This is a genomic window from Halobacillus dabanensis, from assembly GCF_900114165.1.
GTDB lineage: Bacteria > Bacillota > Bacilli > Bacillales > Halobacillaceae > Halobacillus > Halobacillus dabanensis.
The window spans coordinates 123535-142102 of the sequence record NZ_FOSB01000008.1; the positions used below are offsets into that span (position 1 = coordinate 123535).

Sequence of the window (18568 nt, forward strand, 5' to 3'; positions counted from 1 at the left end):
GTAGATAGAATAAAAAGTGGAGAAAAGAGGGGCCATTATTGAATAAGTTTGAATTAATTAATCTATTGAAGGATTGTTCTATTGCCATGAACGTCCCTGTTCTATTAATTAATCAACAAAATAAATTAATCTATCGTTTCCCCGATAGCTTCGAGAATCCACCCAAGGTTTTAAGAGAGTTACATAGAAGTTATATAGAGGAAAGCAAGAAACGTCCTTTTGCTATTCAGCTATTTACAGACCCTTATGACCAACATTTATTCCTGTACCCAGTGAAAGATCAACATGGAAAAGATCAGGTGATCGGGGTTGGTCCATTTCTTGAAGAGGAAATCTTGAGGATGCATGTGAAAAATAATTTGATCATGAATGGCCTGGATAGTTCGCTTGAAGAACAGTTCGTCGGATACTTCGAACAACTTCCTATTCTCAATCAAGTTCAAATGAACTCGATCAAGGGATTGCTGAACCAACTGCTGCCGAAGCAAGAGAAAGAAGTCAAGAATGTATGGGATCAGGAAAAAATACATAAACAGTATCAGAATTTCACGCAGTCTCTTCATTCTTATTCAGATATGGTGGCATCCAAACAGAAGTTTTTAGACCTTTTTAAAAAAGGAGAAGAAAGTTCAATTGATGCCTATCAACAATATCAAGAAAAAATAGCAGAGAATCAGGATGTCCGCAGCAGGAAGAATCAAATGATCCGGCTGGTTACAGAGTTAGGCTATATTTGTTTGGATAAAGGCGCCCATCAAGATGAAGTCGAATCTTTGTGTGACTTTTATATAAATTTTTTAGAAACGAAAGACACAATAGCAGAATTGATATCTCTAGAGTTGAATATCCTTCATTCGTTCCTTGATCGAATACGTAAAGTAGATGACGTTCCACAGAATTCACCACTTGTTGATCGAACACAGCGGTACATTTTTCAAAATTTAAGTGAAAATCTTACTTTAAGGGTGATCGCGGATGCACTAAATGTGAACCCTAATTATTTGTCAGGAGTGTTCACTAAAGAGAATGGTGTTTCCATAACCCACTTCATCAATCAACAAAGAATAAAGGAAGCGAAAGAACTCCTCTGTATTACCAGGCATTCACTGATGGATATTAGTATGTTGCTCGGGTATAACAGTCAAAGTTATTTCACAAGAGTGTTCAAAAGTATGGAAGGTATTGGACCTAGAGAATTCAGACAAAAATATCAAGTGCATGAATAAAAAGTCGAGGCATGATCACTCGACTTTTTTTATTGTCTAAAATCTTTTCAACCTCAGTAACCTGGGGAAAGTTCCTCTCCTCTAGCACAGATAATTTTCGACTGATACCCTCTTTGGATATTTAATTATTATAGATGTTCTCAGAAAAGAAAATAAAACAGAGGATAAAGCTGAAAAGTAAAGAATAATAGTTATTTAGTGTTCTTAATAATGAAATTCAGACATTTATTTTCCATGTTCATACTATTATAATATTCTTAATAAAGAACAATAGAGGGAGCATTATGTGTGATGCTGATTTGGGAAGGGGAGAAGAAAAATGATGCCGATCGGAGAGAAAATCCGTATGTTGCGGATGGAAAAAGATTTCTCTGTAAATGAATTTGCTAAGAAATCTGGTGTTTCTAAGTCGTACATCAGTAATATCGAAAGAGGAGTGCAGAAAAATCCATCCTTAATCGTTATGGGAAAGCTAGCAAAAACGTTGGACATCTCTTTGGAAGAGCTGTTAACACATAAATATGCGGAACGGGAATAATGTAGAGGTGAAGGGATTGAATAGAAAGGGGAGAAGGGATGGCTGTTAATGAAGAAATGGATAAAGAATGGATAGATTTAATGAAGGAAGCAAAAGATCTAGGGCTGACCATTAGTGAAATCTATGATTTTTTTGCACATAAACAAATTCCTGAGCTCTATATCATGAAAGAATAGGCAAAGCGATGAAAAATAAGACAGTTTTCCGACGGGAAGCAGCAGCCAAAAACATCCGTGTTTTTCCTCCTCCGATTTTCTTCAAGGATTGCCCGAAAACTATTGATCTAAGTGATGTTATAAGCCAATACTCTCAGCTAAGGTTGGAGACGGGGTGGCACATTTTCAGCTCAAGGGGCCAAGTGTATGCAGTGGTAAATGGAGTGAAAGTCAGCCCGGATGACCTGTTGGCTGGAGTTAATGGTGATGAATCCCCTTTATCCTATCTGCAGGCTTCTGTTTTTTATCACCACCTGATGGAATACAGCGATCACAAAACAGGTGTCATTTCTCAGGCAATTATCGATGATGATTCTATTGCTCAATTAGATTTGTTGGGTCACTGGAACTTTGGTTCACAGAAAAGAAGTTTCAACCCGATATTCTTCTATGATTCTTTGATGCACCCTGCGGTTATATTTTTCACTTATCACCAGGAAGGGATGGAAGTGATCCGAAAGCATGTCCATCGCTTCAGTTATGAAAGTTATAAACTGAAAATCCTCCAAAGGACATGGGCAAGAATTTCATAGCTACCTCCAGCCTAGTGAACATCACTAGGCTTTTTCATCGTTTTCCTCACCTCTCTTGTATTCCTTCATATTATAATATAACTTTATATTCCACTTCCCTTTCTATGAAAAATGAGGTAGGATAAGAACAGTTATTTGAAAATTTTTGCCATATTTCCTCGGAAATAATAATTAAATGTTGAAACTTCGACGAATATAAAAACGTCTAATAGGGTAGTTACATAGAAAGCCCTCATAAAAAGTCGTTTGAAAACGAAGATTTGATTAAAAAGAAGATTAACAGAAACTTTAATGAAAAGGTGGGTAGCATGGATAATTTAAAAGAAGTGTTGCAAAACATCATCCAGAAAACCGAAGACGCTGAGCTGCTATCATCTAAGGAAGTTATTGATCAATTGATAGAACAATTACAACAATAAAGGAATCGTCCGTAAACGAAGGAGTTGTTTACGGACGGTTTTATTTCGCGATAAAATAGTTGGCATGAGTATTACATAGTGTACCCAACAGGCTTGCTTCTGTATGGTATAATGTAATCGCCTTATTCACGTAAAATTGAGAAGTAAGCGAGGATTCATATGAACATCTACTTAGAAATGTTAATAGCGATATTACTATCTATGACTGTCAGTTACTTGCTTGTCTTTCCTGTTATGAAGCTGGCAGTGAAATGGAAGATGATGGATTACCCGGAATTAAGAAAAATCCATAAAGAAATTACCCCTCGCATGGGTGGTCTTGCAATATTTGGAGGGGCAGCTGCCGGAATTCTTTTTATACGGCCAGAACTCCCTTACATTATTCCTATTTGTATAGGAGCGATCATCATTGTTCTAACAGGGCTATTGGATGACCGTTTTCAAATTCGTCCGATTTTCAAGCTTGCTGGTCAAGTATTGGCGACCGGAATTTTAATTTTTTCTGGATTAAAGATTGATGTATTGAGCATTCCGTTTATCGGAATGGTCACTTTGAGCGAATTTGTGAGCATTGTATTTACTTTTTTATGGATCATAGGAATAACCAATGCTATCAATTTAATTGACGGGCTGGATGGTTTAGCTGCCGGTGTATCGACGATTTCATTGATCAGCATTGCTGTAATGGCATTAGCGATTGAGCCACAAGTAGCAATTGTTTACTTGTGTGTCGTACTCATAGGGAGTAACATCGGCTTTCTATTTCACAATTTCTACCCTGCTAGAATTTACATGGGAGATACAGGTTCCCTCTTCTTAGGGTATTCGATGGCCGTTATTTCGATGGTCGGTCTATTTAAGAACGTCACTCTGTTCAGTTTTGTTATCCCTATCATCGTCCTGGCTATACCAGTATTTGATACGTTGTTCTCCATTGTGAGAAGGCTGATCAATAAACAAAAGATCATGATGCCTGATAACAAACATATTCATTATCAGATTTTAGCGGCAGGCTTCAGTCACCGCACCACAGTGTTGATTATTTACGCATTCAGTGCTGTGTTTGGCTTCCTTGCCTTATTATTCTCGTTAACATCATTCGGGGTTTCTCTAATCATTACGTTTGTTTTGCTATTTCTTCTTCATTTGTTTGCAGAAATGACTGGTGTTGTCTATAGGGGAAAGAGACCTCTGATCGACCTTTTTACGAGAGAGCAAAAGAACAAGCGAAATGAAAACAATAAACAAAAAGATCCTGGTTAATTTTACCAGGATCTTTTTGTTTAGTTTTTAAATCTCAGTATCAATTGTCTCTATCATGGATGGGCTGGTTTTACCTCAAACTTAATTGGCTTAGGATTTTAATCAGAAAGAATCAACATCACCAGGAGTGATGAACCATTTCTGTGGATCTTTAAGCTCGACCCACTCAGAGTTAATTTCTTTTCCGACGAGAGGCATAGGGCTATCTTTATGAATAAAGCCTGCCTTCTTTAAAGAGTGAACTGGGCCGGAATGTGTTAAGCACCATGTTTGGATGATGTCAGCTTCATAGAGGTCCTGCATAGCATAATCGAGAAGTATTGGCCATAATTCAGCGTCGGAAGTCAACCAATCAACTATAAATCCATTTGTAAAACTTCCCTCGACCTTATTGGTTACAACATAACCTTTAAGTTTATCCCCATCATACAAACCGAACATCCGGTATGTCTTTTCAGGATGGTTGTGATATCTCCAATTCAAATACGCCGCGTCTCTAACCACCATTGCTTTGGAGTTGAATTTTGTCTCAGAAGCCAGTTCATCGAAATTGTGATCACATTCTGTAACCTCACGGAATACATAGGGGTGGTCCTTCACTTTTACCTTCTTAAAGTTTGCGTACATTTTGTCTAATGGCTTAAGGATACGTAAGGGTGAAAACTTAGAGGATAAAAGGGCCATAGGGTGTCGAACGGACAACCATCTTGGCATATCTGTCATATGGTGGGCACCGGTATATTTTTGAAATAATTCTTTAGCTTTTGGTGCTGGAAATCCATATAAATAGTCTATTCCCTCAAGCTTTGCTTTTTCTAAAAGAGTGTCGTTCAGTTTTTTATATATGCCTTTGCCTCGTGCCTGTGGATCCACCATTGTATCTGCCCGTAAACCGATTTTGGTAACATTTCCGTTAATATAGGCTTCGGTTATCCATAAACTAATGTGACCCAGGATTTTGTTGTTATCTTCATAGACGAGAATAAATGGTGAGTCCTGCTTTGGGTTTTCTTTAAACTTCCATGTCCATGTTTTAAGAGGACGGTCATTTCCGAAGGTTTTCTTAAATAAGAGTTGTATTTGTACTTCATCTCCAGGTTTATAAGGTCTTACAGTCATTTTGGTCTTTCCCTTCTTGTATCATCAATTTTTGAATGATAACAAAATTTATTTAAAAACAAGGGGCTCCCGTTTTTGCAGGAGCTCCCTTGTTTTTCGGTGGACATTTTTTATGAATCTTTTATATTATTATTTAACTTGAGCATGTTGGTTATGAGAAGTACCAGGCTGATGGCAAGGTATATACTTACAGCAGGTGCATAAAGGACGTGTCCCGCCAGGAAAGCTATCCCTGTACCGAACCCGATGGATAATAGAATTAAAATGTTTTGAGGGTGTAATATTTCCCCTGGTATTTGGAAAAGTAATTTTAAAAACAGCGCGACGACAAATAGGAATGGAATCAGAATGAGTATAATCCCAGCTATTCCAAAGGAGAAAAATAAGTCAAAAAAGTCCATTTCTATCAATTTACGAATGTCTTCATAATTCCCTGCATATCCCATTCCGAATGTTTTTTGAATGACATCTGCTTCTACATACATATCATAAATGTGAGCGTAGTAAATATTACGAGAACTCAATATAATCTTCAAAATTGGTGATTCAATCAATGCCTGTTCTCCGAGGGCAGCTGCAGCATCGTCGCCACCTTTTGTACCATCATCTTGTAAACCGGATTCATTATCTCCTGTACCTTCTTCCATACCGTCTCCATCAGAATCTTGAGTGGTTTCTCTCTGTTCATTAATCTGCCCCACATCTCCAGAAACGTTAGAAAAAGTAGGGGAGAAAGGTGTAGCAGCTAAGAATATGATTAAGAAGATAAGTGAGGTGATTAATTTCAAGTGGAGGTTTTTCTCCCCTTGTTTCTTTTTCACCTTAGAAATAACCCAATAGATGAGGTAGCTTGCAAAAACGATAATGGAAGCTCCTAATACAGCGAAAAAACCAACTTTTGTCCCGAGCAATATAGAGACAAGGGCGATCATCGCCAGAGGGATGAAATAATATATTTTTTTAATGTGATCCACTTTGTTGAGGGTATAGATATATACTAATGGGAATGCTATTGCGATAATCGATCCAATTTCATTTCCAGAATTAAACCAACCTTTAAAGCCGAATTTATTCCACTCATATGTTTCTGAGGATGTTCCTGTCAGGATGGCAATGAAAAACGAGACAGCAATAATAATCATGGCAACGCTAATTGCTTTCAGAATTCGCATTCGTACGAATGAAACCTTATCAATTGTGGTAAACAACAAAAGATAGGCACTAAGCATAATGGGGAAGTATACGGTTTTAGCTATGAATTGGAGTTCTAAAAACGGATTGAATACTGGCTTTGTAAAGAAATTATAAATAAGGCCGATACTCAAAACGGCCGCCAAAGCAACGAGATATGTAATCACATATTTCTTCCAATCGCTATTATTCCCAAAGAGGATAAACCATACAGCTCCGATCATAAATAAAACGCGGATGACGATTCCGATGGTTAAGCTGAAATCGAAGGATTGAATAGAAAAGTATGTTAAAATATCTAATACTGGTTGGAAAACGATAAAGATTAATAAAAGCTTTTCAAAATGCTCTCTGTTTAATTTTCCGGTCATGTAAAACACCTCTATATACTTCCTGATTTATGGTATAAGCCACATTGAAGTATAATACATTAAGCGTTTACTGTCTATCTATTGGTAAACTTGTAATTGGATTGAAAATATTGTTGATGGCTCATAGGCGAAACAAGTATAATTGAATCATGTGAATATATGATCAAAATTACATACTGTCAAGGGTGCTAAGAAGCATAGGCTGACTATGGAATACAGATAATACGTGAAGAAAATAATAAAAAGCCATAGAGTCCAAAGCTTTTATCATTTGATTTTTAAAGGGAACGTCACAAATACCGTTCGTTAACGAATAATATAGAATGGACTAGACACAGTTTAATATACACAGATTTAAAATGACCTATTATAGGGAAGAGAAAGAAGTGAAAATGAAAATCACTTATCACTATTTATGGAATCAAGAAAAAACATCTTAATCATATGTCATTCAGTAATTTGTCCAGTTGCCTATTACCGTATGAGGATCAGGCACTTTGAATATCAGCTTAGAATGATTGGAAACAAGAAAGGGAGTATTTGGAATGAAGAAGTCATTGTGCGTCGTTGGCCTGGGTTATATCGGCCTCCCGACATCCGTAATGTTTGCTATTCACGGCCATAAAGTTCACGGTGTGGATGTGAACCATAAAGCAGTAGAAATGATTAATAATAAACAGCTCCACATTGAAGAGTATGGGCTGCAGGAACGATTGGAAGAAGCAGTAGATGCCGGTATGTTCGAGGCTTCTTTAGAGCCTGCGGAAGCAGACGTCTTTGTCATCGCTGTTCCATCCCCGATCAGAGAAGATAAGACGGCTAACCTTGATTATGTAAGAAAGGCTACAGAAGCGATCGTTCCGTTTGTAAAGAAAGGAAACTTAGTGATTCTCGAGTCAACGGTACCACCTAGAACGGTAGAAGACGTAATGGTTCCCGTTTTAGAACAAACAGGGCTTGATATCGGTGAGGATGTATATGTTTCACATTCCCCTGAAAGAGTCATACCAGGAAAAGTTTTCCAGGAATTAGTAGATAATGATCGGATTGTCGGGGGAATCAATGAGCAGTCCTCTGTCCTTACGAAAGAGTTATATGAGTCTTTCGTTAAAGGGAATATTCATTTAACAGATGCTACTACGGCTGAAATGGCCAAAGTGATTGAAAACACATACCGGGATGTGAATATCGCGTTTGCTAACGAACTTGCTTTGATCAGTGATAAGATTGGTGTGAATTCATGGGAAGCGATCAAACTTGCCAACTTCCACCCACGTGTGAACATCCATACACCTGGACCAGGAGTAGGAGGTCACTGTATCGCTGTCGACCCATGGTTCTTAGCGGAGATCGAACCAGATCTTTCGAAGATCATCCAGCTGTCCCGTAATACGAATGATAACATGCCTGTTTACACGGCAGAACAAATTCAGAAATTGACGAAAGAGCAGTTCATCAATGATCCTAAGGTCGCTCTATTCGGTCTATCTTTCAAAGCGAATATTGATGACCAAAGAGAGAGCCCATCATTGAAAGTCATATTGGAATTAGTGGAAAAGGGAATCAGTTTCACAACCTATGATCCACATATTAAAGAGAATGTGGCTTCCAATCAGACCCAAAGCATGGACGAAGCTCTTGATGGAGCGGACATTCTGGTCATACTGACGGACCATGATGAATTTAAAACTCTTGACCCTGAATATATTAAAGGTAAAATGAAAAATAGGCTTGTTTTTGATACCAAAAATGCGCTATCGTTAAATGAGTGGAAACAAGCAGGCTTCGTTGCTAAACGCTTAGGAGATTCAAAAAACGGATGAGGGTCTAGGTGAAATCATGAAGGAAAAGTTTTTAGGGGTTGACGTAAGCAACTTTACGTACGATCAATTAAAAAACAATATCATATCGGATATTAATGAGAAACGGAAGTCCTTTATTGTGGCAATCAACCCCGAAAAAATCCTTCAGGCACAAAAGGATAGGGGCTTATTGAACCTTTTGAACAAAGCTACGTACCAAATACCGGATGGAGTCGGTATTCTGATTGCTTCCCGGTTGAATGGTGGTTCGATCAAAGAAAGGGTAACCGGTATCGACATGTTGCTTGCCTTATGTGAACAGGCGTCTCTTCATGATAAATCTATCTTCCTTTATGGTGCGAAACCTAATGTAGCGGAAGAAGCGAAAGACCGTTTGATTGAGCTATATCCTAATTTACGAGTCGCTGGCGTACTTGATGGTTACGTGAAAGATCAAGAACAGATAAAAGAAACGATTAATGAAGCCAAACCTGATATTCTGTTTGTTGCATTAGGAAGCCCGAGACAAGAGCATTGGATCGTCGATCACATGGAAGAATTGGACGTCAGTATCTTCCAGGGTGTCGGCGGATCCTTTGATGTATTGTCTGGCAAAGTGAAAAGGGCTCCGGCGGGTTTTCAGAAGTTAGGTTTGGAATGGCTTTATCGGCTGATTAAAGAGCCATGGAGAATAAAAAGGCAAATCAAATTGCCTACCTTCTTAGTGAAAGTATGGAAATCAAAAAAATAGAGAGCAGCTGTCCATCTGGACAACTGCTCTCTATTTTTTATTTCTGAAACAATCGAGTGCCTTCTCTGCAGCCAGTCGTGCATCCGCTTGAAGCACCTCAACCTTTTCCCTTAATTGAACTTTATGCTCATCCAGTCGTGTGAAAATCGTATGGACGGAGTCGATAATCGCTTGCTCTGTCCAAGATTCACCTTCCACATCTGCTGTTACTGGGTAGTCGAGCTCATCTGAGAGTGCCTTGATTTTCGGATCATAGGATAACGCTGCAAATGGCACATGACAAATACATGCAAAGATAAGGGCGTGTAATCTCATTCCGATGAGAACATCGGCGCTTGCTATTACAGAAAGTTTCTCCTCAATCGATGCATCCCCAGAGTGGATGGTCGCTTGCCCCTTCATATGAGAAGTCACCTGTTCCGAGCAAGCTTCATCCGCTTTTCCATGCATAGGAACAAACACGATCTCCTCTCCCTGTTCAGCAAAATGATCAAGAGCAGATGCGACTTTTCGTATATAAGAATCAGCGTTTTTCCATTCTCGTATACTCACAGCGATTTTCCGATTCATTTTCTTAGTATCCGTTGTGGGCAAAGAGGTTGGATGGGCGAATACGGGGTCAGGAAAAACATCGATGTCTTTTGAAACGCCGACTTCTTCCAGTAACCTTTTAGAAGGGAAGTCGCGTACGGATAATCCATCGACACGATTCAATGCCAGCTTTACCAGCTGTCGGCTCGTCCTCTTATGAAAAGGTCCCATCCCTTGCGCATAAACATATACAGGCTTTTTCAACCATTTAGCCATATGCATGATGCCAGTATAATAAATGATCGACCTCGGACCTGTAGCATCCTGAAGCAGACTCCCGCCACCGCTGATCAAACCGTCTGAACTTTTCAATGCTTTTATAATCTCCCTTATATTCCACCGGTTAACAGCTTCAACGCCATATGTTTTTTCTGTATAGACAGGATCTTGGGAAAGAACAATGAGCTGGGTGTCAGGTTCGATAGATTTTAATTGTCGGATAATGGATTGGAGAATCGTTTCATCCCCTGTATTGTAAAAGCCATAATATCCGGATAAGACGATTTTCATGGTTCAGCCTCTTTTCATTGGTGTTAGCGTGTGAATTTTGACAGGAAAGGGATTTGGTCTACCATTCGCTGGTCGATCGCTTTCCACTTAAATAAACATACGATAAACAAAATCATATAAAACAAGGAAGTGAACAGGACCACACAGAGTGATACCAGACGCTCCCACTCGAGGGGTTGAGTGAATAAATAGAAGCTGCTAGTCAACCCACCAAGAAAAAGGGAAAGCGTGACGACTTTAAAAAAGTGTGGCGGTATCCACGGAATTCGGATGGTCTTATGAATCATATAGGTATTGATCGCGACGATGGCTATATAAGTAAGTAACGTCCCGATAGCCGCCCCCTCGATGCCGTATGCAGGAACCAATAAGAAGTTGAAGACGCCCTTCATCAGAGCACCTGCAACTATTATGAAAGCTGCCGTCCTTGAGATGTTTAGCCCCTGCAAAACTGCTGTCCCTACAAGGGTGAGCGAAATGAAAATAGTGCTTATGTTCATGATACCGATCGTCAAGCTTCCTTGCGTGTCTGTAAACAGTGTCATGTTGATGGGGATGGTCAGCACTAATAGAAGAACAGCAAGGGGCCAAGCTAAAGTGTGTGTCAGCCAGCGTGTTCCTTCGATTAAATTACGCGTCTCATTAAGTTTTCCATCCTTCATACTCTTAGTAAGCGAAGGGATCAAAGGTAGAATGACAGAGGTAGCGAAAACAGTGGCAATCTGCACAAGAGCTAACCCTCTCCCATAAATTCCATACAAGAAAGTAATGTCTTTTTCCTCATGTAATCCTTGTAAATTCCCCGGTACAGTCAAGCTATCGACAACATTAAAAAGTGCCATCGTAAGCGTCCCTATCGCAATCGGAATTGAAACAGAAAGTATCTTTTTCCCCCAGTATTTGAACTGTGGCCAATGATAGGGATAGCCATTTTTAATCTCAAAGTCAGATCGGGACAAGTGAAACTTCAGATAAACAAGGGAAGCTAGAACACCGAGGGTAGATCCGACCATTACTCCGCCAGCAACGATTGAATTGCTGAATGCAGAGTTAGCCAAAGTATAGGCGATGAAAAGGAGGAAAATGACCCGGACAAATTGCTCCAAAACCTGTGATATGGCAGTCGGTCTCATATCTTCAAACCCTTGAAAATATCCCCTGTCGACAGCCATATAAGGAGCGATCATCAGTGTGAAAGAAATGATGATCAAAGATGGTCGGGTCGAACTTCCACCAATCATTTGTGACAAAGGTTCCGAAAATACCAAAAGAAGGCCCGTACCACTTATACCAAGTAATAGGGCCAAAATACGAGCTGTTTTTCGAATATGAAAAATGTCTGCTTCCGTTCCAGTGGATCTTGCTTCAGCAATCAGTTTGGAGATTGCAATCGGGATACCTGCAACAGAAAGAATAAGTGCAACCATATAAACAGGGTAGACAAGACTGAAAATCCCGAGCACTTCATCCCCTGCGATGTTTTGAAGAGGCACCCGGAACAGGCTGCCTAAAAGCTTGGATAGCAATGTTGCGATCGTTAGAATGAGGGTGCTTTTAAGAAAAGTCGCTGGCTTCATGATGAGCGATCAGCCCTTTGCTTAAGTACCTGGTAAGCGAAGCGGGGAAGAGCATGCATCCTCCTCCACCGGCTGGGCTGCTTCACCAATCGGTAGAGCCACTCTAAATTCATATTCTGCCATTTCATAGGGGCTCTTTTCACATCTCCTGCTACGACATCTATACTTCCTCCGACGCATATGAAGATCCCCTTATTGAACTTTGAAAAATTCTCTGCAATCCAGCGCTCCTGCTTCGGGACTCCTAGAGCAACGAAGACAATATCGGGTTGTGCCTCATTGATAGCTTCTGCTACCGTTGGATCTCCCCACTCAAAATAGCCGTTTCGTGAACCAGCCACTTCTATATCCGGGTAATGGGTCTGAATATTACCCACCGCCCGTTGCAGTGTATCTTCTTTAGCTCCCAACAAGAAAATCCGGTGCTTTTTTTGGTTAGCAATTTCGAGAAATTCCATCATAATATCATAACCGGTCACACGCTCTGGAAGAGGATTTTTCAAGAGTTGAGAAGCCTTGACGATTCCTATTCCATCAGCTGTTATGTATGAAGCGGCTTGTAAACAATCCATATAATAGGAATTATCATGAGCACGCATCACAATTTCAGGGTTAGCGGTAACAACAAAAGACTTTTCCCTTTGTTCTATATGTAGTTGTAATTGTTGGACTAACGTGACATGGTCCATGTTTGTAAATGGTATCCCTAATATGTTTACCTGCTTCATTTTATGTTGTGACTCCTTTAAATTACACAATCCTACTCCCAATTATAATAACATAAAAAAGGCAATACAATATAGATGTTCCCTTCATGCTTTTGACTTTCTTCGTCATTTATTGACTATTTTCCAATTCAGAAAAAACAATCCTTTACATAAAGAATAGAAGGAATAAGAGCAGCCTTAAGTGGTTTAAAAGGTGGAGAAGATAAACTTCACAGCAGGGATTTAATTTTCTCCAAAAAAAGCTCGCAGAAAACCTTATGTTTTCTGCGAGCGGTAGTGGTGTCTTATTGTTACGAATCCGAGTCAACGGCAAGCGGTAATTTTTTCAGGCTCGTGCCATAAGCACTGTAGCCATCGCTATAGATGAAAGCTTTTTTATATTCTTCGTCATTTCCATAAAAGTTTTCCGGAGCAACCTCATACCATGTTCCTCGTGCTTCCACTTCATCGAGAATTTGAAGATTCACTCCATCCATAGGAATTTGATAAAGCTTATTGTCTGCGACTTCTGCAGCTGAACGGACATTTACATAAGGAGTGACCGTTTGTGCTAAATCAAAAGCTCCATTTTCAGGTGCCTGGTCGAGCTTTTCACTTAAATACCGGTCTGCACGGAACATATGACCGGCAATCTTTTGACCCCAATAAGCGTCTGAGGCATATTTGACATTCATACCAGTACTCTTATTACCTAAATGGGCGCCATTATAGAGGTAGGAGCTTGATGTAAAGTATCGCGGGATGATGAATTCTTTCGCAGCCTCAAGAATTCCCTCTTCGTAACTTTCATATTCCCATGCATCTTCATAAGGGTTTCCATCATTCGCCCCGATGCCGAATAGGTTGTTTTTATCTCTTGCGATCGCACTCTTACCCCAGTTACTTTCATGAATTGCATGTGCAAGTAGATAAAGCGCATTCGTTCCATATTCCTCTTCCGCTTTTTTAAAGGAATCCCCTGTGCCGATCAACGGGCTGTCTGGAGAGGCGTGAGCCAGGTACTCATCTAATTGTTCGCCTGTATAGGATGTTTCTGTATATAACGGCATCCTGTTGAAGTATTGGAAAGCCTCCCCGACGAAGGTACCATTTTCATTGTAAAAACTATTTCCATTATCACTGTAATACTTTCCGTCCTCTTCCATGAAATCAGCAGCTTCTCCATACAAGTACCGGGAACTTCTTTCCGTAATAGCATTGTATAACCGGTGGTAAAGAAGACCGTCTTGTACTTCATAGTAAGACCGATCCTTCACCATGTGGTCAGGTGTTAAATTGATTTTGTCCGGATCCACATAACCTTCCGTGTCGGCAAGGCGAATTTTGACCCAATCTTCCTCGATTTCCAGTAATTCCACATCCACACCACTTGTTACATAAGTAGAGTTTGAAGTTAGTGCTTCTGTATCGTAAAGGATGGTGAAAGCATTCGTCGTTCCTTTACCTTCCTCGATCCATACGATATTATTCCCTTTTAAAACAACCTGATCATCACCAGCGAAGCTAACCGCTTCTTCGTAAGTTTCGAATTCTTCATGGATGACAGGATCTTCCCCCTGGCTGAGGCTGGCTACCTGATAATCTAACTCTTTTGGTGGATCCAGGACTTTCAACAATCGGTTGATAACCGCTGCAGTCTCACCACGGGATGTTTTGTCATATGGAGCATAGAAAAGAGAATCTTTTTCCTGTTTCCCATTAATGATTCCTAAATTCACCAAACGTTTGACAGCTTCACGAGCATACGGTTTGATCTCATCCTTATCATCAAACTTAAGCTCTTCCGCTTCACTTATGACACCCTTCATTTCTGCAGCACTGACCATAATCATCGCCATATCCTGGCGTGTTATGTAATCGGTCGGTCCGAAGTTACCGTTCGGGTAACCCTGGATCAGCCCTTCTTCCGTTGCTGCAATAACAGAAGGGTAATACCATTTGGCAGGATCGACATCGCCGTAGTTATAATCTTCAGAAGCACCGACTTCCGAGATTTCTTCTTCTCCGTATTGGATGTCTAGAGCCCTGACAATAAACGCCGTGAATTGAGCACGGGTGACTTTATCATCCGGGCCGTACTGGCCATTGCCGTACCCTTGCATGATTCCTGCGTCTATAAGTGCTCTCATGTCATCTTCAAAAAGTGTACCTGTAATGTCGTCTTCTTCTGCGGCTGCGGTCAATGGGGATACCACACCGGCAATGAAGACGACACTAAGGCACACAAGAAGTAACTTTTTCATATAAATTGTTCCTCCCTGTCGAAAAATAGATTCATCTATTAATCTACCAGAAACAGAGATTCCTGAATAGCGCTATTTCTACTTATTTTAGTAATTTTTGCTAACATAATTACGAGTTTTTTACAGGGAAGGGTCTATAAAAAGTAAAAATAATTACCCACATATATAGGAAACAAAACTATAAAAAATAGCATATTACTACTAATTTAGCAAAATAGGAAATTCGTTGGATAAAAAACTTGTCGTAAAATCCGATATAATGAACAACTAGATGCTGGCTATGCTTACATAATATGGAATGGTAGGGGGATGGAGGTTATAAGTCGTTCGTTTCACTGTTGAATTACGCTTCTGGGATATAAAACAAAAAGGGGTACGACGATATAATGATTAAGAAAGTTTCTAGTTTGTTGATAGGTCTTCTATTGTTGAGTTTAGTCTTAGGTCAAAATGACGCCATCAAAGTTTCTGCTTCATCCGTAGAGGGAATTCCTTCTGCTTATGAAAGCGAGATTACGTTTCTGACGGGAAAATCAATTATACAAGGCTATCCAGATGGTCACTTCCATGGTTCTGATGAAGTTACGAGAGAGCAAGCCGCTACAATGGTCGGTCGCGCACTAGATTTAGAAGGAGAACAAAGAGATACGAAATTCCCGGATGTCGATGAAAATTCCTTTGCCTCCGGTTATATACAATCAGCTGTCGAAGCGGGTGTGATCAAAGGGTATCCGGATGGTACATATCAACCGAAATCCATTATGACCCGTGGAGAAATGGCCTACTTGATTTCTAATGCCTTTAATTTAAAGGCGACAAGTGAAGTGTCCTACCATGATGTGAAAGAGGGGAGTAATGTTGCCACCCCTGTTAACCTGTTGACAACTGCAGGGATTTCAGAAGGAACACCTGAGGGGAATTTTCTGCCGGACAAGACGATTACCCGTACGGAATTTTCTTTATTCATAGCAAGAGGGTTAAATGCTGATTTTAAAGTTTCTCAAGATGAAGAGGAAGAAGAGGAAGCCCAAAAGGCGCTCAGTGAAAAAGTCGTGGATGCTGACTTCTTGAATGTCCGTCAAGGCCCAGGAACAGAACATAAAACCGTAGGGAAGCTCATGACAGGAGAAACCGTCTCTGTTTATAAGAAAGAAGGAGACTGGAGATATATTCAATCAGGTAATCTTAAAGGCTATGTCCACTCCTATTATTTGCTGGATAAACCAAAAGGAGATTGGAAGGTCGCCCTCGACCCAGGTCATGGCGGGAGAGACCCTGGCGCTTCAGCAAATGGCTTAATAGAAAAAGAAGTCGTTCTCGATGTTGGTTTGAGAGTTCGGGAGTATGTTGAAAATGCCGGGATTGATACGGTGATGACCCGCCAAACAGATTGGTATCCATCTCTAGCCGGCCGTGTCGTCCTCGCTACTGATAATAATGCAGATGCTTTTGTGAGCATTCATGCGAACGCATTTATGAAGAGTGCTACAGGGGTAGAAACTTTCTATTATTCCGCTGGTTTATCAGATCGTGAGTATGCGAGTTACCGATTGGCGACTTTCATCAATGATCGTTTGTACAAGGAAATGGACATGTATAATCGTGGGGTCAAAGATGTCGGTTATAAAGTGATCAAAGATAATCCACTCCCAGCCGTCCTTACGGAAATCGGCTTCTTAACGAATGATGAGGATTCTTCTAAATTGAAGACGGATAAATATCGAGAAGCAGCTGCAAGAGCAATAGCAATGGGAATTGTTGACTATTATAACTGGAAAGAATAAGGTAATAGGAGCGGACACACTTTTGTTCGCTCCTATTTGTTTTATCATCCGGGAGGGGAATGTTTATGAACCAGGCAATCAAGAAACTCGCTTTTGTTTTGATCGTTTTATTCGCTGTTTCAGCTGGTGGGAATATTTCAGCTGCTGAACAAGAGGATTCAGTAAGAGTCATAATCGGCTTTGATGAATCTATCAATCAAGCAGTCACCCAATCTGTAGAAGTCCATCATACATATGAAGAAATGAAGGCGGTAGCTGCTTCCATCGATGAAGCGGATATGAAAAAACTTCAATCCCACTCTGATGTGAAGTGGGTAGAAACGGATCAAAAAGTAAAAACAAGTGCTCAAACAAAAACTTGGGGGTACAACTCCACTAATACCCCTGACTCGAGAGCTTGGGGATTGGATGGAGACGGAGTGGAAATTGCCATTATCGATACTGGCATTGATCCTGATCATCCTGATTTGAACGTAAAAAAAGGAATCAGTGTCCTGGAAGAGCACGATAGTTGGGTCGATGACAATGGACACGGCACCCATGTCGCCGGTGTGATCGGTGCTCAAGATAATGAGGTTGGAACGGTCGGAATGGCTCCCGAGGCAGATATATATGCGGTCAAAGCCCTGGACCAGGAAGGGGATGGTTGGGAAAGTGAAATCATCGCGGGTATCGACTGGGCCATCAAGGAAAATGTCGACATCATCAACTTGAGTTTGACCTCCTGTCAACCTTCGACAGCCATGAAGAGCACGATTGGACGGGCAGAATCTTCCGGTATTGCTGTCGTTGCTGCTTCAGGTAATGGGGTGTTGTGCAGTGGCGAATATTTGAACGATGTCATGTATCCTGCTCGCTATGAAAGTGTCATCAGTGTAGGAGCGGTGGATGAGAAACAAACAAGAGCACTGTTTTCTTATGGCGGAGAGTCGTTGGACTTTGTAGCTCCAGGAACGAAAGTGTACAGTTCTTATATTACGACAGACAAGCATCCGGATGGATACAAAAATATGAACGGAACATCTATGGCTGCCCCGTACGTAAGTGGAGCTTTAGCGTTGACTATGCAAGCCTATCCGAATACAAAGCTGGATGAATTGAAAGATCTCCTTATAGAACATGCCGTCGACTTAGGAGAAAAAGGGAAAGATTTCGATTATGGTCATGGATTAGTCCAGGCGCTCGACAAGCCTTTCGCTGACATTAAGGAAGATCGCTATTATTATCCGTTTATTCAACAATTGTATAAGGGCGGAATCGTTAAAGGAATTCAAGATGGAACATTTGCTCCATTAGGTGAAATTACACGCGAAGAAGTCGTCACAATGGTTGGCAGAAGTATCGATCTGGACGGAGAAAAACGTGAAACCCCTTTTCCAGATGTGGATAAGGCATCCTTTGGTTCAGGATTTATTACTTCAGCTGTAGAAGAGGGAATAATCAAAGGCCTTCCGGACGGGACTTTCGGACCGAAGCAAAAAATCACAAGAGGCGAGGTTGCTGTCATTATTGATCGCGTTTTTGAACTGGAGTCGGGTACACAAACCTCATTCCCTGATGTTTCACCGGAGTGTTATTGTTATGATGCGGTGAATGCTGTAGCGACAGCTGGCATCGTTACTGGCTTTCCTGATGGAACGTACGGTCCGGATAAATACATTACCCGCTCGGAGCTTGCGACGATTTTAGCGCGAGCGTTGTAATTAA

Annotated in this window: 15 protein-coding genes; 9 read left to right on the plus strand and 6 right to left on the minus strand. The window is 40.6% G+C overall.

Annotated features, from left to right (window positions below):
* The first annotated feature begins 38 nt into the window (after positions 1-38).
* The 5 genes from BMZ58_RS14490 (at position 39) to BMZ58_RS14510 (ending at position 4194) form a co-directional block, all read left to right on the plus strand.
* Positions 39-1226, plus strand: a complete 1188-nt coding sequence (locus BMZ58_RS14490; RefSeq protein WP_075037278.1) for an AraC family transcriptional regulator — start codon at positions 39-41, stop codon at positions 1224-1226.
* A gap of 319 nt (positions 1227-1545) precedes the next feature.
* Positions 1546-1764, plus strand: a complete 219-nt coding sequence (locus BMZ58_RS14495; protein ID WP_075037279.1) for a helix-turn-helix domain-containing protein — start codon at positions 1546-1548, stop codon at positions 1762-1764.
* 38 nt (positions 1765-1802) lie between these two features.
* Positions 1803-1940, plus strand: coding sequence for an anti-repressor SinI family protein (locus BMZ58_RS14500; RefSeq protein WP_083412800.1), 138 nt, complete (start codon positions 1803-1805; stop codon positions 1938-1940).
* 8 nt (positions 1941-1948) lie between these two features.
* Positions 1949-2512: a hypothetical protein gene (locus BMZ58_RS14505; protein ID WP_075037280.1), complete on the plus strand. Its 564-nt coding sequence runs from the start codon at positions 1949-1951 to the stop codon at positions 2510-2512.
* A gap of 578 nt (positions 2513-3090) precedes the next feature.
* Positions 3091-4194 carry a glycosyltransferase family 4 protein gene (locus BMZ58_RS14510; RefSeq protein ID WP_075037281.1) on the plus strand — a complete coding sequence of 368 codons (1104 nt, stop codon included), beginning with the start codon at positions 3091-3093 and terminating at the stop codon, positions 4192-4194.
* Positions 4195-4296: 102 nt separating this feature from the next.
* Here BMZ58_RS14510 and BMZ58_RS14515 read toward each other — a convergent pair whose 3' ends face one another.
* A complete protein-coding gene (locus BMZ58_RS14515; RefSeq protein ID WP_075037282.1) occupies positions 4297-5313 on the minus strand; it encodes a GNAT family N-acetyltransferase in 1017 nt (338 codons plus the stop codon).
* A 110-nt stretch (positions 5314-5423) separates the two neighbouring features.
* The gene (locus BMZ58_RS14520; RefSeq protein WP_075037283.1) at positions 5424-6875 is read right to left on the minus strand and encodes an O-antigen ligase family protein; all 1452 of its coding nucleotides are present in this window, start codon (positions 6873-6875) and stop codon (positions 5424-5426) included.
* A 545-nt stretch (positions 6876-7420) separates the two neighbouring features.
* Between BMZ58_RS14520 and BMZ58_RS14525 the strand changes: the two genes are divergently transcribed.
* Together BMZ58_RS14525 and BMZ58_RS14530 are read left to right on the plus strand one after the other, a co-directional pair.
* Complete coding sequence (locus BMZ58_RS14525; RefSeq protein WP_075037284.1) at positions 7421-8698, plus strand: nucleotide sugar dehydrogenase; 1278 nt, start codon at positions 7421-7423, stop codon at positions 8696-8698.
* A 16-nt stretch (positions 8699-8714) separates the two neighbouring features.
* Positions 8715-9428, plus strand: a complete 714-nt coding sequence (locus tag BMZ58_RS14530; protein WP_075037285.1) for a WecB/TagA/CpsF family glycosyltransferase — start codon at positions 8715-8717, stop codon at positions 9426-9428.
* A gap of 30 nt (positions 9429-9458) precedes the next feature.
* Here the strand turns inward: BMZ58_RS14530 and csaB are convergent, their stop codons facing one another.
* The 4 genes from csaB to BMZ58_RS14550 form a co-directional block, all read right to left on the minus strand.
* Positions 9459-10529, minus strand: a complete 1071-nt coding sequence (csaB, locus tag BMZ58_RS14535; protein WP_075037286.1) for a polysaccharide pyruvyl transferase CsaB — start codon at positions 10527-10529, stop codon at positions 9459-9461.
* A 23-nt stretch (positions 10530-10552) separates the two neighbouring features.
* Positions 10553-12106, minus strand: coding sequence for a putative polysaccharide biosynthesis protein (locus tag BMZ58_RS14540; RefSeq protein ID WP_075037287.1), 1554 nt, complete (start codon positions 12104-12106; stop codon positions 10553-10555).
* Positions 12103-12834, minus strand: a complete 732-nt coding sequence (locus tag BMZ58_RS14545) for a WecB/TagA/CpsF family glycosyltransferase (RefSeq protein WP_075037288.1) — start codon at positions 12832-12834, stop codon at positions 12103-12105. The genes BMZ58_RS14540 and BMZ58_RS14545 overlap by 4 nt, the downstream gene beginning before the upstream one ends.
* A gap of 290 nt (positions 12835-13124) precedes the next feature.
* Positions 13125-15077: an S-layer homology domain-containing protein gene (locus tag BMZ58_RS14550; RefSeq protein ID WP_075037289.1), complete on the minus strand. Its 1953-nt coding sequence runs from the start codon at positions 15075-15077 to the stop codon at positions 13125-13127.
* Between the two features lie 386 nt (positions 15078-15463).
* Here BMZ58_RS14550 and BMZ58_RS14555 point away from each other — a divergent pair, with 386 nt between their 5' ends.
* Positions 15464-16861 (plus strand): N-acetylmuramoyl-L-alanine amidase, encoded by a 1398-nt coding sequence (locus tag BMZ58_RS14555; RefSeq protein ID WP_075037290.1) that lies wholly within the window; start codon positions 15464-15466, stop codon positions 16859-16861.
* 65 nt (positions 16862-16926) lie between these two features.
* Positions 16927-18564, plus strand: a complete 1638-nt coding sequence (locus BMZ58_RS14560) for a S8 family peptidase (RefSeq protein WP_167360091.1) — start codon at positions 16927-16929, stop codon at positions 18562-18564.
* The last annotated feature ends 4 nt before the right edge of the window (positions 18565-18568 follow it).

Excerpts from the sequence above, each read along its gene's own strand:
- BMZ58_RS14495 (WP_075037279.1), top strand. The coding sequence starts at position 1,546 with ATGATGCCGATCGGAGAGAAAATCCGTATGTTGCGGATGGAAAAAGAT.
- BMZ58_RS14500 (WP_083412800.1), top strand. The coding sequence starts at position 1,803 with ATGGCTGTTAATGAAGAAATGGATAAAGAATGGATAGATTTAATGAAG.
- BMZ58_RS14505 (WP_075037280.1), top strand. The coding sequence starts at position 1,949 with ATGAAAAATAAGACAGTTTTCCGACGGGAAGCAGCAGCCAAAAACATC.
- BMZ58_RS14510 (WP_075037281.1), top strand. The coding sequence starts at position 3,091 with ATGAACATCTACTTAGAAATGTTAATAGCGATATTACTATCTATGACT.
- BMZ58_RS14515 (WP_075037282.1), bottom strand. The coding sequence starts at position 5,313 with ATGACTGTAAGACCTTATAAACCTGGAGATGAAGTACAAATACAACTC.
- BMZ58_RS14520 (WP_075037283.1), bottom strand. The coding sequence starts at position 6,875 with ATGACCGGAAAATTAAACAGAGAGCATTTTGAAAAGCTTTTATTAATC.
- BMZ58_RS14525 (WP_075037284.1), top strand. The coding sequence starts at position 7,421 with ATGAAGAAGTCATTGTGCGTCGTTGGCCTGGGTTATATCGGCCTCCCG.
- BMZ58_RS14530 (WP_075037285.1), top strand. The coding sequence starts at position 8,715 with ATGAAGGAAAAGTTTTTAGGGGTTGACGTAAGCAACTTTACGTACGAT.
- csaB (WP_075037286.1), bottom strand. The coding sequence starts at position 10,529 with ATGAAAATCGTCTTATCCGGATATTATGGCTTTTACAATACAGGGGAT.
- BMZ58_RS14540 (WP_075037287.1), bottom strand. The coding sequence starts at position 12,106 with ATGAAGCCAGCGACTTTTCTTAAAAGCACCCTCATTCTAACGATCGCA.
- BMZ58_RS14545 (WP_075037288.1), bottom strand. The coding sequence starts at position 12,834 with ATGAAGCAGGTAAACATATTAGGGATACCATTTACAAACATGGACCAT.
- BMZ58_RS14550 (WP_075037289.1), bottom strand. The coding sequence starts at position 15,077 with ATGAAAAAGTTACTTCTTGTGTGCCTTAGTGTCGTCTTCATTGCCGGT.
- BMZ58_RS14555 (WP_075037290.1), top strand. The coding sequence starts at position 15,464 with ATGATTAAGAAAGTTTCTAGTTTGTTGATAGGTCTTCTATTGTTGAGT.
- BMZ58_RS14560 (WP_167360091.1), top strand. The coding sequence starts at position 16,927 with ATGAACCAGGCAATCAAGAAACTCGCTTTTGTTTTGATCGTTTTATTC.